The sequence below is a fragment of the Enterococcus sp. C63 genome (assembly GCF_040887215.1).
GTDB classification, from domain to species: domain Bacteria; phylum Bacillota; class Bacilli; order Lactobacillales; family Enterococcaceae; genus Enterococcus_B; species Enterococcus_B hirae.
Window position 1 is genome coordinate 23,399 of sequence record NZ_JBFOFI010000007.1, and the last position, 17,321, is coordinate 40,719.

14 protein-coding genes and 2 pseudogenes are annotated in these 17,321 nt (G+C 36.9%); 1 reads left to right on the top strand and 15 read right to left on the bottom strand.

Going from position 1 to position 17,321, the window contains the following annotated elements:
• Positions 1–437: 437 nt before the first annotated feature.
• The 8 genes from AB3H90_RS10680 to AB3H90_RS10715 all read right to left on the bottom strand — a co-directional run bounded on the left by AB3H90_RS10680 (position 438) and on the right by AB3H90_RS10715 (position 10,039).
• Complete coding sequence (locus tag AB3H90_RS10680; RefSeq protein WP_368016704.1) at positions 438–2,078, bottom strand: hypothetical protein; 1,641 nt, start codon at positions 2,076–2,078, stop codon at positions 438–440.
• A 429-nt stretch (positions 2,079–2,507) separates the two neighbouring features.
• The gene (locus AB3H90_RS10685) at positions 2,508–3,203 is read right to left on the bottom strand and encodes a DUF4767 domain-containing protein (RefSeq protein WP_207432680.1); all 696 of its coding nucleotides are present in this window, start codon (positions 3,201–3,203) and stop codon (positions 2,508–2,510) included.
• Between the two features lie 565 nt (positions 3,204–3,768).
• Complete coding sequence (locus AB3H90_RS10690; RefSeq protein ID WP_161638036.1) at positions 3,769–5,418, bottom strand: YfhO family protein; 1,650 nt, start codon at positions 5,416–5,418, stop codon at positions 3,769–3,771.
• Between the two features lie 878 nt (positions 5,419–6,296).
• Positions 6,297–7,145 (bottom strand): hypothetical protein, encoded by an 849-nt coding sequence (locus tag AB3H90_RS10695; protein WP_368016705.1) that lies wholly within the window; start codon positions 7,143–7,145, stop codon positions 6,297–6,299.
• 287 nt (positions 7,146–7,432) lie between these two features.
• The gene (locus AB3H90_RS10700) at positions 7,433–7,996 is read right to left on the bottom strand and encodes a restriction endonuclease subunit S (RefSeq protein ID WP_002294754.1); all 564 of its coding nucleotides are present in this window, start codon (positions 7,994–7,996) and stop codon (positions 7,433–7,435) included.
• Between the two features lie 14 nt (positions 7,997–8,010).
• Positions 8,011–9,054 (bottom strand): hypothetical protein, encoded by a 1,044-nt coding sequence (locus AB3H90_RS10705; RefSeq protein WP_002292292.1) that lies wholly within the window; start codon positions 9,052–9,054, stop codon positions 8,011–8,013.
• A gap of 132 nt (positions 9,055–9,186) precedes the next feature.
• Positions 9,187–9,591 carry an organic hydroperoxide resistance protein gene (locus AB3H90_RS10710; RefSeq protein ID WP_002292291.1) on the bottom strand — a complete coding sequence of 135 codons (405 nt, stop codon included), beginning with the start codon at positions 9,589–9,591 and terminating at the stop codon, positions 9,187–9,189.
• A 199-nt stretch (positions 9,592–9,790) separates the two neighbouring features.
• Positions 9,791–10,039 carry a GlsB/YeaQ/YmgE family stress response membrane protein gene (locus AB3H90_RS10715; protein ID WP_002292290.1) on the bottom strand — a complete coding sequence of 83 codons (249 nt, stop codon included), beginning with the start codon at positions 10,037–10,039 and terminating at the stop codon, positions 9,791–9,793.
• Between the two features lie 114 nt (positions 10,040–10,153).
• On the opposite strand from AB3H90_RS10715, the gene AB3H90_RS10720 reads away from it, so the two are divergent.
• Positions 10,154–10,486 carry an OsmC family protein gene (locus tag AB3H90_RS10720; RefSeq protein WP_368016753.1) on the top strand — a complete coding sequence of 111 codons (333 nt, stop codon included), beginning with the start codon at positions 10,154–10,156 and terminating at the stop codon, positions 10,484–10,486.
• Positions 10,487–10,844: 358 nt separating this feature from the next.
• On the opposite strand, the gene AB3H90_RS10725 is transcribed toward AB3H90_RS10720, so the two are convergent.
• The 7 genes and pseudogenes from AB3H90_RS10725 to AB3H90_RS10755 form a co-directional block, all read right to left on the bottom strand.
• Positions 10,845–12,749 carry a heavy metal translocating P-type ATPase gene (locus tag AB3H90_RS10725; RefSeq protein ID WP_368016706.1) on the bottom strand — a complete coding sequence of 635 codons (1,905 nt, stop codon included), beginning with the start codon at positions 12,747–12,749 and terminating at the stop codon, positions 10,845–10,847.
• A gap of 197 nt (positions 12,750–12,946) precedes the next feature.
• Positions 12,947–13,180, bottom strand: coding sequence for a heavy-metal-associated domain-containing protein (locus AB3H90_RS10730; RefSeq protein ID WP_002292161.1), 234 nt, complete (start codon positions 13,178–13,180; stop codon positions 12,947–12,949).
• A 146-nt stretch (positions 13,181–13,326) separates the two neighbouring features.
• Positions 13,327–14,181, bottom strand: a pseudogene (gene lgt, locus AB3H90_RS10735) (prolipoprotein diacylglyceryl transferase).
• A 5-nt stretch (positions 14,182–14,186) separates the two neighbouring features.
• Positions 14,187–14,504, bottom strand: coding sequence for a hypothetical protein (locus tag AB3H90_RS10740; protein WP_368016707.1), 318 nt, complete (start codon positions 14,502–14,504; stop codon positions 14,187–14,189).
• A 227-nt stretch (positions 14,505–14,731) separates the two neighbouring features.
• Positions 14,732–15,436: a Crp/Fnr family transcriptional regulator gene (locus tag AB3H90_RS10745; RefSeq protein ID WP_002292156.1), complete on the bottom strand. Its 705-nt coding sequence runs from the start codon at positions 15,434–15,436 to the stop codon at positions 14,732–14,734.
• A gap of 144 nt (positions 15,437–15,580) precedes the next feature.
• Positions 15,581–16,153 carry a Dps family protein gene (locus AB3H90_RS10750; RefSeq protein WP_002292150.1) on the bottom strand — a complete coding sequence of 191 codons (573 nt, stop codon included), beginning with the start codon at positions 16,151–16,153 and terminating at the stop codon, positions 15,581–15,583.
• A 565-nt stretch (positions 16,154–16,718) separates the two neighbouring features.
• A pseudogene (locus tag AB3H90_RS10755) lies at positions 16,719–16,940 on the bottom strand (recombinase family protein); the annotation flags it as partial.
• Positions 16,941–17,321: the final 381 nt, after the last annotated feature.

Genomic DNA, 17,321 nt, shown 5'->3' on the forward strand with positions numbered 1-17,321 from the left:
TCTTCTGTTAGCAACAATCTAACGCTGAAATCCCTCATTGCTACACTAGCTCAAACGGCAATTTCAGAAGCTACGTTATCAGTCCATTTATTTCATACGTTACTTTACAATAAATTGACTAGCAATAACTTAGTTATGAAAAAAAATTAATAAACGAACTAATGAATGTTGAATCTGGGGTTCTGCTTGTTAAGTGTTAATCAATGCATTAAAAGCAAGACTGCTAGATAATGATCTATTCAAATTCTGTATTAACCATTGACTGGGTGAAAAAGAATGCTTATAAGCGTAGAATCTCTGTCGAATCTGAAAGATTGCCTTATCCAATAATCATTGATGAAATTCACCATGAACTAAATAAGAATAAAAAAACACCTAGTGATCTCACTAGATGTTAACGAATCTTTCAGTTTTTTGTCCTAGTACGAATATTTATGTTACGCAATTTTTTTCGAAACGAAACATTTGCCGATTAAGAAACGAATAAAAACAAAAAGATAGCTTCCTAGACTGACAATAAAAGCAAGAATCATTGTAAAGGGATACTTAGAAGAAACTTCAATTACCGTTGTTCCTGCTTTTCCTTCAAATGTTGCTAATCCTTCATTGTTTTCAATCTTGGTATTTTGCCCATTCACTTTTGCTGTAGTTCCCCAGTAATCAAACACGGGTAACGTGATTTTTTTATCTTTAGCACCTTTGACTGTATAGACTATTTTGGAATCAGAAGCTTCATATGCTGCTGTTTGCCATTTATTGTCTACTCTTATTTCATGCTTTTGCACATGCTCCTTATATTTCATGGCTTCTAGTGGTGCATAGTCAAAGACCCCTCCAACACCTACAGTGATGTAACTACCTAGAGTGTCTTTATTCACCTCTAAATGGTCACCTAGTGTTGGCACTTTGTGATTATAATTGGCTTTAGTGGCTGCCGAAACAACAAACATGAAACAAACAATTGCTGCGATACTAAGTATTCTTTTTTTCTGACCAAATATCATCCTATTAAAAACAATGGATAAAATTAATGAGCCAAAAAGTACCTGAAACCCTAATATCCGCCAAGGAAATTGAAGCAATCGAACGGGTGTATTTTGCAATAGTGCCCATGGGACCAGCTTAGTTGATAATAACCAAGTAGCTACTGCAATCAGGTAAATCACTTTTTCCTTGCTCGTTAGCTTTTTAAAATACACAAGCGGAAGAATCAAGGAAACAATCCCGATAATTCCGATTGTAAAGGAGGCCAAATCATTATTCATGGCCCCAATCAAACTATCAGATACATTGATCGCTTGATTTTGCAGATCTGTTTTTCCTGGCTGATTGATGGATTGATACATGGTTTGCTTGAACATAGGATACCAAAAATAGGCTGTTAAAAGAATCGTCATTCCCACAGCTTTTGACATCTCCAACACCAAGCGAATGGTTTCTTCCTTATTTAGTTTATTCACAATCAGTTTGCCTATGATCATCATTCCAATGAAAAACGCACACATGAAAGTAGAGAGAACATGCGTATAAACAAGCAAACTCATACTGATTGCTAACGGTATCGCAGCCGTTGCTTTCTCATAGATCATTTTGTAAGCATAATACAAAACTACAGGCATAATCGTCAGTGCAATCGCTTCTGCAATCGCTGAACGATGGTAAATATCAATCGTTCGATAACTATAGAATGTATACAGACAGCTAAATAAAAAGGCAGCATCTACTCGCTTTAAAAATTTTTGACCATAATAAAACATCAATAGGATGGTACAAACATTCAACACCCATATGTATAAAATATAACTTACGATCAAATTATTGGTAATCCAATAAAAAATTACCGATGGAAAAAGGGTCAAGTAGGGGTAAAAATAGTTCACACCGCTGCCATAACTATTAAAAGTCGTAAAATTGATTGGTCCTGAGAATATAGAGGATAATCCTTTAATTCTGGAAAGATGAAATGCGATATCTCCTGTCGTAGAAATCGTTTGTGCATGCCTAAAATAATTCACAGAATAAAGACCCGCAATAAGTATTAATATAACAAATAAGAGCAATTTTTTCTTTGTTTTCATTAGTGACTCCTTTCAAAAAATCATAATAAGTATAACGTAATTATTGGAATTTTTCATAAATTTTTCTGTTTTATTTAGCAAATTATCCTTTCAGAAACAGAAAAAAAGACTGAGACATCCATCTCACTCTTTGCTCTGGAAACAGATAAATGGTGTTCAAGCATCAGCTCCTTGAAATAAGCCTGAATTTTTCAAAACATGAGGAGCTGTTTCAAAAAATTCTTTCTTATTGTCATCGGAGCTAACCGATGCTTTCACAACCTCTCTTCCATGGTGTTCAAGCATCAGCTCCTTGAAATAAGTCTGAATTTTTCAAAAACACGAGAAACTGTTTCTAAAAATTTTTTCTTATTATTATTGGAGCTAACCAATGCTTTCACAACCTCTTTTCCAAGAAATTTTCTTTCTAAGTTTGGAAGGACGTCTCCTCTAGCTATTCACAATCCGCTCGAAACCGTTCTTCAATTCATTATTCTCAGTTTCTTTGAAATACAAATAATTGTTTGGGTTTCCTTGATTTTGCTGAGTCACCATTACCTTAGGTTGATTTTGTTGGAAACCAAAGAAATACAAATGAGCTCCAGACGGTTTTGGATGATCGATATCAGAGTAGATCGCCACTAATTCAAATCCCGCTTGTCCTCTGCCATTTTCTGACCATTCTACGGTAACCGGTGTTTGATCAATCACCATAGACCATTGCCCATCAAAAATGTATTGTGGTACTTGCAATCCATAATAATTAGCATTCACATGATCATTGTAGCTTCTATACTGTTGTCCCATTTCCTGACCCCAAGTTGACATAAACGTAGCTAATTCAGTCGCTTTACTCGCATCCCAGCTATTTTTTTCTACTGGCTGACTACTTGGTGTCGCAGACTCAGCCGTTGTAGTTTGAGTTGACTCTGATGTACTCGTCGCCGTGGACTCTGTTTTTCCCTTTGTTTCTGATGAGCTGGATGATTCAGTCTTATCAGATTCTTTCGTCGTTGTTGAACCTGTCTTACTTGTTTTTGTAACAATAGTGTCTGTCGATTTACTTGAAGCATCTTTTGCCTGATCCGTTCCACAACCAGCTAGTACAAACAACAACCCCACAGCCAACAATATCCCCTTTTTCATTAATAAAACTCCTCCTTGATTGTTTCACTCATTCTAACAAACCAAACTTGAGATTATGCCGAAAATTTGAAAAATTATTTCTAACCAATCCCTCATCTGCAAACTAGAAAATTGGTTTAACTGTTACGAAATCAGAATCAGATACTCAAGAAAAGTTTTATGTAGGTTTCTAAGGATTAGTTCGCCATAGAAAATACTGATCAACTATAAGAAGACACGGAAAAACGCACCTCCTCATTTATCAATTATGACTAGTATCAAATACATCTAACTCTTTGTTCAGATATTCTACGTAATTGCTGTGAATATGCAAAACTTAAACCATTAGGCACAAGAGAAACAGCTAAAACAAATAGACTGATACAATTAACAAAAAAATCCTCAACGTCCACCTTGTTTCTAGCGGTATCGTTGAGGAATACGATCATTGGTTGCTATTTCAAAAATGGCTGAAAATGGTGTCTCTAATAGACAATTTATTCACCCATAAAATAAAAGGCAACTCTATAAATTTTCTTTATTCATTTTCACGTTTGTTCTGCACTGCCATTCACTTTAGATCCCTTCATCGGAGGACCATTTTACTTTTTACTAAATTTTTTCTTCTCAGCAAATATCGAATAAAGATAAATAAAAAAGTTCCAACGCTTGTTAGTAATGCAAGAATCATCGTTGGCGGATAGGTAGAGGAAACCTCAATCGTAGTCGTTCCTTCTTTTCCTTTAACCGCTACTAACCCGTCATCATTTTCTATGCTAGTCGTTTGACCATTTACTTTCGCAACGGTTCCCCAATAATCAAACACAGGTAACGTGATTTTTTGCCCTTGCGCATCTTCCACTGTATAAATGATTTTTGAATCATACGCTTTATGAGAACTACTTTTCCATTCATTCCCAACTTTTACTTCATGTTTTTTCAACTGTTTTTTGTATTTCAGTGCATCAGACGGTGCATAATCATAAAGTCCCCCTGTCCCTGAAGTCGTGTAATGCTTAATCTCTTTTTTTGTCATAATCAGACGACCGTTATAGGATTGGATTTTTTGCGTATAATTTATTTTCGTTACTACTGTTAGTGTCAAAAGCAGGAGGACGATTCCGCCAATCCACCATATACTTTTTTTCTGATCTGGTCTGCATTTCAAAAAGACCATCACCAAGATCAATGATCCGAAAAGCACTTGAAACCCTAAGATTCTCCAAGGAAATTGAATCAATTGGATAGGTGTATTTTGGAAAAGAAACCATGGAAAAACATTCGTCGATAAAAACCACGTAGCTACTGCACAAAAATAAATGACTCTTTCTCTTCGTTCAAATCTTTTCAAAAAGAAAAGCGGAAGGACTAATGACACGACACCAATCGTTCCCATTGTAAATGTCGTCAAATCATTAGTCATCGCACCAAACAAACTTTCAAAAATGTTCACTCCCCGCTCCTGAAGGTTTGTGCGGAAAGGACGATTGATGCTTTGATGCAGGACTTGCTGCAGCATTGGGTACCAAACATACGCTGTTAAGAGAATCGTCCAGCCGACAGCTTTTGCCATTCCAACAAACAAGTCCAAAACATTTTCTTTCTTTTTTCGTTTAGCCAAAAGTGAACCGATAAACAAAAGTCCAATAACTATCACGCTCATAAACGTAAAAAGAGCATGCGTATAAATAAGCAAACTCATACTAACAGCTAAAGGAATCACACAATTCTTCTTTTCAAAAAGAAGGCTATACGTGTAGTAGAGGACCACTGGCATAATCGTCAGAGCAATTGATTCTGAAATCGCTGAACGTTGGTAAATATCGATCATTCGATACCCGTAAAAAGTATAGAAACAACTAAATAAAAATGCCGCATCTACACGTTTAAAAAATTTCCGTCCGTAATAGAAGGTGATGAGTATTGTACACACATTCAGTACCCAAACATATAACATATAACTTAAGATCAAATTATGGGTAATCCAGTAAAAGATCACAGCTGGAAATAGGGTTAGATAAGGATAAAAAAAGTTGACCCCACCACCATAACTATTGAATGTAGTAAAATTGATCGGACCCGAAAATACAGAAGCCAATCCTTTGATCCTAGAAAAATGAAAAGCGATATCTCCTGTCGTTGCGATCTTTTCTGTATTATTAAAAAAGATAAAGGAATAAGTGCTTGCAATAGCTATTAGCAGAACAAACAAAATGATTTTTCGATTGAATCTCATAACAATTTTTATTTCTCCTTTCATACGTCACTCTATTTGAAATGACTCAGTGATTATTCATTGGGTGAATCACTCTCATTTTTATCATTTCATATTAAAAGAGCTTGCTAGTTATGTTTATGACATACTTATTTTTCTTAACTAACATGAAATACACTATACCTAATCAGCAAGAAAATATTTTTTCTATTCTCTCACTCATTCATTATTTTTTTCATCTTTTGAATAATGAAAAGGTGTGATTATTTTCAACATATGAGTTAGTTACCTCAAAATCCATTATTAAATCCTAAGCTATCCATTGACGAATAGATGGTTTCATTGATCCCTTCTCCCTTCTAAACGACTGACAGATTTCAATTTATAACGTATGTGATTTTATCAAAAAACAACTAGTTTTGTCATTTAATAACCTATAACATAGACATGAGAAGGCTTCATCGAGTTGATAATTCAAAATATCGTTATTTTTATTTAAAGATTTATTTGGAACCTCAATCTTATCATTCACTCTAAAGCGCTGTTTAAGCAGTAGCCCCTTGAAATAAGCCGAAACCAACAAAAAACAGTCCCCTATCTCTAGACACCCATTGATAGACTTTATCGTGCCAAATTTCATTAAGTAACGTACTTTCTTTCAAAAAAACGTAAAAACCATTTATTAAGATGTTGGAATATGAGTAAAAAACGGATTTATAATCATACAAATTTTTTTGATTTTTGTGTACCTTAAAATCAAAAAATGGGACAATAATCAGATTTTTTCTGACTATTGTCCCACTCTCTTCATGGATATAATATATATTTAAATTTATATTTATTTCAGGTAACTACTACTACCAAAAATACAAATGGAAATGATTATAATAATCATTGTTCTAATTGTTAATATACGCTACTGCACTCCCACTACCAAATTTAATCTCTGGTAAAGATCGTTTATATAAATTAAGTTCTCTCAACGTATCATCTCTATTCGATAATGCCTGAAACGCATAACGAGTCAAGCCATTTTCAAATTTCTTCGACTCTGAATAGCGAGAAGAAACTTTATACGCAGCAACAACCGCATTATCTGCTCCTGTATTAACGGCTATAACATAGCGAATCCGATGTATCTTATCACGGCCGATTACCCAGTTACCTAGCGTACGGGATTTTAAATTATTATCATCACGAAATCTGTCATCGATTGGATATTCTTGTGACTCATCTTTAGAAAGATTGAACGCATCTCTTACTTTTACTGCTAGAATCAACTCATTCGTCGCTATTTCATTTATAGACATCGGTTGAAACCCATATCGGTCTTCGATTTCTTCAACTGACATCGCCTTAGATCCATGTCCTTTTACTAAATTCGTTAACGAAAGTCCTTGGATCAATTGAGCATAATTGATCAATGCATTTTCGCTTGCATAAGCTTCACTCTCCGTTAAGCCATAGCTAAGTATATAGCTCGATATTTTCAATTTCATCCCATTTATTTCTTGAATTGTTTTTATTTTTAATGTTCTAACTGTCTCATTTTCTTCAAGTAAATCTGATTTTCTTAGCATATTCAGTGCCGCTTGACGATGGGCAAAAATACGATTTCCTTTTCCTTTCCCAATATAAAAAGTCTGGTTGTTTCTAGGATCAACCAAACAATAGACATAGTAAGGATGTTTCTCGTCTTTTTGCAACTCGGCTAGAGTAGACGCAGAAAAATGGTTAAGTTCACTCACTTGTTATTCACCTATTTTTTCTATTTTTTTCTGTCAATAAAACCTAAAAATCTCATCACTTATGATACGGAGCTGCGTATCATGAGTGAATGATATTAGGAAAACTTCATAAAATAAATCTTTTATACATTTCCACTTCTAGATGGTCATTCATGTTAGAAGAATCAAACTATTTTTTTACTGTCGTAATAATATTAAAACACTAGAACAAATCAATTAAATTCCATAAAATATAAATAATAGATCTAGCATCATCTGGTATAAAATGGATGCTAGGTCCGTTATATTTACTCAAAATTGATTCTACGAATAGATCTTCTTATCATTTCTATTTTAGTAGTCATGCGTTGTTGTTCTTCTAAAGGTGGTAATGGTATAAGTAGTTTAGATAAATTTGTACCATTTACATTTGGTTGCCCAGTTCCGTAAGAAATTTTTTCTAATAACTTCCAATATAATGGCGAGTCTAAGAAGCAGTCTACGTATTCTGATAATAATTTCTCAACTAACCTAATTCGAATCAAGTAAGAAGCAAAAACAGATTCCTCACTTATTTCCTTAACCAAGAAACTTTTTCCCATAGTTCCTCCTGTCCTTGCTATCAAAATGTCATTTTCTTCCAATCTTAAATCAACTAGTTTAGAATTACTAATATCACAGTAAGGCACACTGGACCAATTTACACGTCCCTCTTGTATATCTGTGATTCTCAAAAACTTAACATTGCCTTGTTTTTTCGCCGAATCTGTATAGCCATATTGAATCTTAGTAGAAATACTTCCTAAATAAACCCATAGTCGAACATCGCTAGATGATTTTTCTTGTCGTTCTTTATGAACAACAGTGATCATCTTGAGTTGTCCGACTATTTTTTAGTTGCAGCAATCTTTTTGGGACGCTTATTTGCATGAAGCAACGTTGCTAAGTCTAGTAATAAAACATTGGCTAACACAGGATTGGCTTTCTCGCGATACGCTGCGGCGCCACTTTCAAACAATACTGCTAGACGATCTTCTACAACAACGATTTGTTCCAAATACGGTGGAAATTTGATTCGTTTTAGGATCCGGCTAGGAGAGTCCCGCTCGGACACTAAGAGTTCCGAGGTATAAGGACCATAAGAACGACTGGCTAAGAGATAATGGCCATAAAAAGCCACACCTTGAATCTTATCAGATGTTTTTCTGCTCATTGTCACGGTTGGTTGGATTTTGTCTTTGCGGCGAATTGCTGTTTTCATTTCAGCTATCGTCGGCAATAGATAGAAAGTCAACTGTCCTTCACCTTTTAGTGTGAAGTTGCCAGATACCAGTTGATCATTGTTTTGAGTCAAATACGATGCTTGTGGAATCTCTGAGAGATCAGTTGTCAGCCAATAAGCGATTGGCTGTCCCGTCTCTTCAGATGTATCTGCTAATATATCGATCAAACGTAAAGCGGCTACTCGTCCAGTAGCAGATCCTGTGATTGTCAACCATAAAAGTTCCCGTTTTGTATCATATACTAAGCCCCCTACATGTGGCCGTTTAGGTAAAATCAGCAGTTTGATCGGCTGTCCTGTTTCTCTATCCAGTACATGAATAATAGAATGATGCTGATGGTCATAGCAGTAGGCAGAAATAAACACAAAATCTTGAGAAAAAGCCAACCCTTGCGGCGTCATCCATTGACAAACCTCATTTTCGCCGGTTTCCGGCACCACCATTCTTGTTTCTGTTAATCCAGGAATGTTATATTGTTTTGCTTCAGCCTTTTCCCAAGCTGCTTGAACAATAGGATACCGTTTTAACTTTTTTTCAATATCCTGATGTATCCGTTGCTGCTTCCAATGCTTAAACTTTAGGACATAGTAAACAAGGAGGCCAATGACCAGCAACACTAAAATCATTATTGCTACCCGCTGTGTCATTTTTTTGCCTCCTTGTTCTATTCGATCAATCGTACATATACCGCTATTAATTACCGTAACTACATGTTTCTTTTACTAGCGTTTCTTTATAGGATCTTTCATAATCTCATTTATAGTAACATTAAGAATCCCTTATTCTACTATAGTCACTTCCACATCAATATTGCCTCTTGTTGCTTTAGAGTATGGGCAAAATGCGTGGGCTTCTTCTGCGATTTTCTCTGCTTGGTCCTTCTCAAGTCCTGGCAAAGAAACTTCTAAAACAACCCCGATTTGGTAGCCCCCGTCTTCTAATTGAAATAAAGATACCCGTGCTTTGACTTCAGAATCAGACTCAAGATTATTTTCTTCCAGCATGTGTTGAACCGCGCCGTTGAAGCAAGATGCGTATCCAGCCGCAAAAAGTTGTTCCGGATTTGTCCCTTCACTATGGATTCCTGGGCGGTCGATCTTCATGTGCATACTTCCGTTTGGTGCCTCAACCTCGCCATCACGGCCTCCACGATTGATCATTGCTGTTTCGTACATTTTTTTCATTGAGATCATCCTTTCTTTCGTCGTTCTATATTAAGTGTAACGAGTATTTTTTAATCTGACAAAGGTAATGCTTGCATTCGGCGACATCAGTTAGACAACATCGATGATCAGTGATAGAAGCAGTTTATCTATACAAAAAAAGAAGCAGCGAAAAGCTGCTCCTTAAGATAATAGGTAAAATTGCTGATATATTTGACGATTAACCTCTTGAACGTCCCAAGAAAAATGATACTACAGCAACAACGATGATCGCACCAATGATAGAAGGAATCAAAGCCATTCCTGCTAATTGAGGACCCCAGCTACCTAACAATGCTTGTCCAATTGCTGAACCAACTAAACCTGCAACGATGTTAGCTATCCATCCCATTGATCCACCTTTATTTGTAATTGCTCCGGCAATCAAACCGATAATAGCTCCTACGATTAATACCCATAACCAATGCATAATTTTCTCTTTCTTTCTGTGAAATATTTATTACACAAAATATTTTACACTCTCATCAAATCATTAGAATCGTGATAAGACATTGTATTAAATCTAATCCTTTATCCATTTTTTATCAATCTTACTTCGCACCATCTCCAATACTTATTATTAGCCTCTCTTGGAGCATGTAAAGTTATTGTAGCTCGGTCTTTCGCTAAAGTGCAGGGCATAAATTTAAACGATATCCGTGTAGAGATAGATGGAGTATTAGATCCTGATGGTTTTATAGGAAAAAATAAAGCAGCTAAAATAGGCTATTCTGCAATCGTATCTAAATTTTATATTGAAGCTGATAATACTGATGAAGAGATTTCAGATTTTATCGCATTTATTGATCGTACTTGTCCGGTAGCTGATATCATTAAAAATGCACCTACGACTAAATCAGAAATCCATAAATTATAAACTATGAATTAAAAAAGATTCTTCTCATTTTGCACTAAACAGGTATTTCTATTTTATTTCTTGTCTTTTCGAAGGTATACATATCTATAAAAAAGACGAGAGAAAAAAACTAGTTAAATCAAGATTTTAAATACATTATTTTAAGCAATTTCATGTGTTACAACTTAATAGGAATTTAAATTTTATTATTAAATTTTTTAATCATTTACACGAAAATTAATTTTATAAAGAACATACTCTATACTCTTATTTTTTTTCAAGAACTCAAAAAAGCGGAAAATCCCAGATTTAAAAATCTGAGTTTCCGCTTTTGTCATTTCAAGGATGGACTATTGTCTCAGCCTCTTCTAATTTATTCTTAATATATTTTTACTTTCTCTGCAGGTGCTGATACTTCTTTTTGTTCTTTCCGACCTTTCAACTTATACTTCATTAATCTCATGCCATTGAAAATTACCACCAAGATACTACCTTCATGAACCAACATTCCGATAGACATATTCATCCATTCGCTGAAGAAGACGCTGGTCAACAAGACCAACACTACTCCAACTGAAATCACGATATTTTGTTTCATATTATTTGCGGTGGCTTTTACTAATCCTAATGCGTGGGGCAAGTTGCTGAAGTTCGAGTTCATTAAAACGACATCGGATGTTTCAATCGCTACGTCCGTTCCGCTTCCCATTGCAATCCCGATATCTGCTAGCGCCAAGGACGGGCTGTCATTGACACCGTCCCCGACAAAGGCGACCGTGTGCCCTTTTTGCTGGAGTTTTTCAATATAAGCCGCTTTGTCTTCCGGCAGCATATGCCCGTGCGCCTCGGTGAGGTTCAGTTCACGCGCAACCCGGTCCACTGTGCCTTGGTTGTCGCCGGAAAGAACCACTAAATCTTTCACGCCTAAATTCTTCAATTCCTGCAAGTCTTGTTTCACTCCTGGACGGATTTGGTCGCGGATTCCCATCAGAATCTTCAATTCCCCGTCGACTGCTGTCAATACTAAGGAGTTCCCATTTTTCTCGAATTGTTTGACGTCTTTCTGCGCTTTTTTACTCAACTGCACATTTTCTTTTTCCATCAACGCCACATTTCCAACCGCGATGCGGTGTCCGTCCACTTGAGCGACAATGCCGCCGCCTTTGACGACGTCTGTGTCTTCTACCGGGAACAGTTCTACCGTGCCGGTATGCTGGAGGACGGCCTTGGCTAGTGGATGGTCTGATTCAGTCTCCACGCTGGCTAAATAACTGTAGGCTTTTTCTACATTGTCTCCGTACACTTCTGTTTCCGCGACTTCAGGATTCCCGACAGTCAGCGTTCCTGTTTTGTCGAACACAATCGTATCAACTTTGCTGAAGTCATTGATGACTTCGCTTCCTTTCAAAAGAACTCCATTGCGTGCACCGTTTCCGATTCCGGCTACGTTGGAGACCGGAACCCCAATGACCAATGCACCTGGACAGCCTAGGACTAAGATCGTAATCGCCAATTCAACGTTTTGGGTCATTGCCCAGACAATGAATGCCAGAACCAAAACAGTTGGGGTATACCATTTAGAAAAGCGGTCAATAAAGCGCTCTGCTTCTGATTTAGAATCTTGCGCTTCTTCCACAAGTTCAATGATTTTACCGAATGTGGTGTCTTCTCCGACTTTGTCTGCCCAAATCTGAATGGTGCCATTTTCCAATATCGTACCGGCAAAGACTTCACTGCCTTCTGTTTTTGTGACAGGAACGGATTCTCCTGTGATACTGGCTTCGTTGATATGCCCTTCACCCGTAAGGACTGTACCATCTACTGGAACTTTCGCACCAGTTTTGACAAGCAGAACATCTCCTTCATCTACATCATCTACATCCACTTCTTCAAATTCTCCGTCTTCTGTTTGGACCAAGGCACTTTCTGGTGCCATGTCGGTTAATTCTTTGATTGCTGAACGTGTCTGGTTCAATGTACGCTGTTCCAAATAATGTCCGAACAAGAACAAGAACGTAACGATAGCCGATTCTTCATAATTTTGAATAAAAAGCGCACCAATCGCTGCAATACTGACTAAGACATCAATACTGATGACTTTGACTTTCATTGCTTGAAACGCTTGAATGGCAATTGGCGTAATCCCAAAGACAGAGGCGATGATCAAAGACCACTCTGAAAGTCCTACGTTTTCTAAAACAAAGTGACTGAAGAAACCGAGTATGATTAACAATCCACTGATGACGGTGATAACATTTTTCTTGCTTAATATATATTGTTGCATGCTTTTTCCCTCCAAATTTAATTTCTCTTTTATTGATAAACACAGTATAAGATAATTGCCTAAGTAATTAATTGACTGACATCAAGTTTAGAAAGTTCTCTTTTATCGTTTCTAAGCACCTCGAATCGGATTGCAACAAAAAAAGCAATCCTGGAAAAATAGCTTTTCTTCCAGAATTGCCTAGTTCATTTAATCTGTTAAGCGGCCTTGACTTTTGCTTTAAGGACTGGATAGCCTACGTTTTCGATAGCTTTTTGAATCTCTTCAATCGAAGTGACAGCTGAATCAAAATTGGCTTTGACTTTGCTGGAGTTGAATAATACTTTAATGCTGTCTTTATCAACACCGTTAACTGATTTTACGGCACCTTCAATTTTTTGCATACAACTTGGACAAGACAACGTTTCTAATTGCAATATAGCTTTTTCCATAATTCCTATCTCCTTTATGTGTTTTTATTTTATCGGCAGCAGATTAATGAACACTGCCTTTTCCTTTTTACAACTGTAGTATAGCTCACTTTTAGCAAACGAAAATTGACACATATTAAGTTTTGCACTTCTTTTTATCTTTTTGCTCAATTCACCATCTTAATAGTCTTTTTCTGCCCCTTATTGCCATCAGAATAATAAGAAATTGGTGGATAATCTTGTCTGCGTATAAACCATACTACAATCGCGCCAATAAACAGGGCCAGAGACAAGGCTTGCGAAACGCGGATCCACTCGCCAATCCATAAACTGTCCGTTCGCATACCTTCAATGAAGAACCGACCCACTGAGTACCACAAAACGTAACTCAAAGCGACTTCTCCTTGACGCAAAAGCTGTTTTCGGTTCCGTATAGTGACGATGAGGACAAAGCCCAACAAACTCCACAATGACTCGTATAAAAAAGTCGGATGGTAGTAGGTACCATTGATATTCATTTGTTCAATGATAAATTCAGGTAAATAAAGATTTTCCAAGAATTGACGAGTAACCAGTCCACCATGAGCTTCCTGATTCATAAAATTGCCCCAACGACCAATGGACTGGGCTAACAATACATTGGGCGCTAAAATATCAAGAACGAGTGCCAAAGAAGTACCTTTTTTCTTTGCATACCAATATAGCGTACCCCCTCCTGCAATCAATCCCCCATAAATCGCAATGCCGCCATTCCAAATCGTAAGGATTTGTCCTGAATTTTGCAGATAATAACCAAGTTCAAATAACACATAATAAAGCCGAGCGCCGAGGAGTCCAATCGGAATTGCCCATAAGGCCATATCGATAATGGTATCCTCTTCCAGTCCTTTTTTCTTTGCTTCCTTGGTGCTCAACTCGAGAGCCGCTAATATGCCCGCTGCAATAATGACTCCATACTAATGAATCACAACAGAACCAATCTCCACCACATGGGGATTCAAAACGCCTAATACGAATCCCATTCTATTTACTCCATTTCTTCAATTTTTCGCGTCATTCTAGTCATGGTGATGCTGAACAAGATTCCGGCTAAGCTCCATGGAAACCAAACAGTGAATACACTTTTATCTCCCTGGTCACTCGCTTCGTAATACGCCACTTTTCCGTGTCCGATTACGCCGGCTCCTTTTACAACTTCCTCTTCTTTTTCCATAGCTAACCTATCTGCCTCAACAACGTTAGACGTTTTTGCTTCGCCGCCAATCGTGTTCTTGGTGAAAGGGACGACAAAGAATGCACCCGCTGCTGACAACGTGATGGCAACTATCACCCAAAAACAATGCACATTCACCCTACTTATTTTTACGTTTTGTTCGACAACCCTATCTTAAAGAAAAATAAAACAAAAAAACTTGAGGGTTATCATGTTTGTGCTTTTATTTTTCCAATGAATGAAGGTCGTTCTGTCTTAAAAAAGCCAAAAACGGACAGATGGAAGCAAAAACACTGAGTTCTGTCCCGTTGTTAATGAAGAGCGACAGAACACCAACGTGTAGAAAAAAGTGTGTCCGATTATTCGCTGTAAAGCAATAAATCATCTAAATCCTGAATCTTGATCCTTTTCCCAGACAGCTGTTGAATCAATCCCTCGTCCTCCAATTCTCCAAATTTGCGACTGATGGTCTCAGGTGTCGTTCCTAAATAGGAAGCAATGTCCTTTTTTGCCATCGGCAGGGTGATGGTGGGAGAGTTGCCCATTTCAGGTTCCACATTTTCTGCCAAAAACAAAACTAAACGGGTAATGACACTCTCCACGGCTACTTGTGTCGTTTGACGTTCTGAACTTTCTAACCGTTTAGACATTTCCGCCAATAGTTTTAAAGAAATAGCTGGGTATTGTTCCAGAAAATCTTGGACATCTTTTTGCTGAATCATACAGACAACGGTATCTCGGGTTGCTTCGGCATATTCCTCGTGTACTGCATCCGGGTTGAACAAGGTCCATTCTCCGGTGAAATCACCAGGGTTCAAGATCCGCACTAGCTGCTCTTTGCCAGAGTCTGCCAATCGATAAATACGGATTTTCCCACGATTGATAATATATAAAGTATCCTCTTTTTCTTGTGAACGAAACAGAAACTCTCCTTTTTGATACTGTTTCGTGTGGGCTTTTTCAGCAATGTAATTCATCGCGCTATCCTCTAAGTGATTGAATATTGGAACCAAGCGGATACAGGCTGCGTGGTCGCCAATTTCATGATGGGTATGTTTAGTCAATTCATTCTCCCCCTTTATTTATTTTGTTTATATTCGCTGCTTTTATTATATAAGTCTCTTACTACAAAAAAATTGATGCACATCAAGAAAATGGAAAAAGGACTGGAAAGAATTCCAATCCCTAAATCAGCTTCTACTTTTACCTTAATCTTCATCCTCATCAAGAGCGTCATCATCTTCTAATGCTTCTTTACCAATGAACGCTTGCAGCATCCAAATGTTCTTGTCTAAGTCATTTTTAAAAGCAATCAATGTATCTTCTAAAGCATCGTCACCCTCGTCTTGAGCTAAACGAATCGCGCGAATAGTTAGGTCACGAGTGCTTCTGAAGTCCTCGATAATATTTTCAACCATGTCTTCTGCTTTAGCGTATTTATTAACTGCATCTTCCGAAAGCATCGAATATTTTTCAAATTCAACCGTTGTCGAAGCAGGTTTATGCCCAGAAGTAATTAGACGCTCCGCAAGTTTGTCGAACCATTTTTCATTTTCGTTATACAACTCTTCAAATTTTTCATGCAACGTAAAGAAATTGGCTCCTTTTACATACCAGTGATATTGGTGCAGTTTCACATGTAATGTATGCATGTTGCCTAAAAGATGATCCGCAATGGCCGCTGCATTAATTTTCGTATGATGAACATGTTCCTTGTGTTCTTGTTCTTCTTGCAATCTTTCTTGGGGTGTTCTTTCTTGAGTAGCTTTATTTTCAGTCATGATTTATTCCTCCTATAATTTTGGTTTGTTTAAAATAGCTTTCTTTGATTCCTCCTTTTTCTTTACTGAATTTAGTATAGGATAGATTTCCGTTAAAAAAATTGACGCTCATCAAGAAAAGTATTTCTTAATAGACGCCAGGCTTCTCTATTAAATTCAACTGAAATAATCAAAGGAATGAAGTCGTTCTCTTCAAACAAAAATTTCATTAAAGTAGGGCCTAAAAAAAGAATAGCAACTATACTTTGTCAAGAGACCTGACTGCTATTTTTTTGCTTGTTATTCTTCAATTACCAAATGTCTTGCCTTGCAGTATATTTAATGCTCTTTCTCACTAGTGTTGCATGCAACACTAGTGAGAAAGAGCATTAATAAGATTAACCTAGAAGAATAACTTTACTTTATTTATGTCATACCATAAATAAAAATTGAAAAGAATTTTTTATTTATTTTTAGTAGATCGATTAATAGGAGTTTTAGCTTGGGAGCGTCAATAATTTTGTGTAAATGGTTCTTTAGAGGTAACCTTTGATCGAACCCAATCGAATGTCTTCAATTGTTTGGTCAATGCATCTTGAGTGCTGCGAGCGAAGCGATCCAGTTTTGTTATTACTAGCGTATCGCCAGTCTGTATTTCCTGTAGGAGTTTTTGAAACTCAGGTCGGTTACTTTTGGTTCCAGTAATTTTTTCAAAATAGATTCGATCGCAACGCTCATCTTCCAGTTGTCGCATCTGTCCTGCTAAATCCTGATGGCGAGTACTTACTCGTGCATATCCATATTTCATGTTTTTCACCCTTTTTCCAGCTTTACTTTTGACTATAAGTTATGACACCGTTGTATGTATTGATTTTACTGGATTGGACAACCGTAGTCAATACTCTTGATTTTTGAATATGATAGCCTAACTTTAAATTCACAAGGATTGAAAAACGCGATAAGAAAAGCGGACAAGTCCGCCTTGACCTATGAAAAAAATAGGAAATTTGACCCTGAATGAGCAGCGAAGCGCGCAATGGGGCAAATTTATCTTTTTTCACTAGGTCAGGACTTGGGAGCTAGACATTGATGGCTGAACTTATAATCCCCTAGTCTACAAAAAAATATGCTCCCCCGATATAAGAAAAAGAGGAGGAGAAATCGTTTAAAAACTTTTTAAATTATCTTA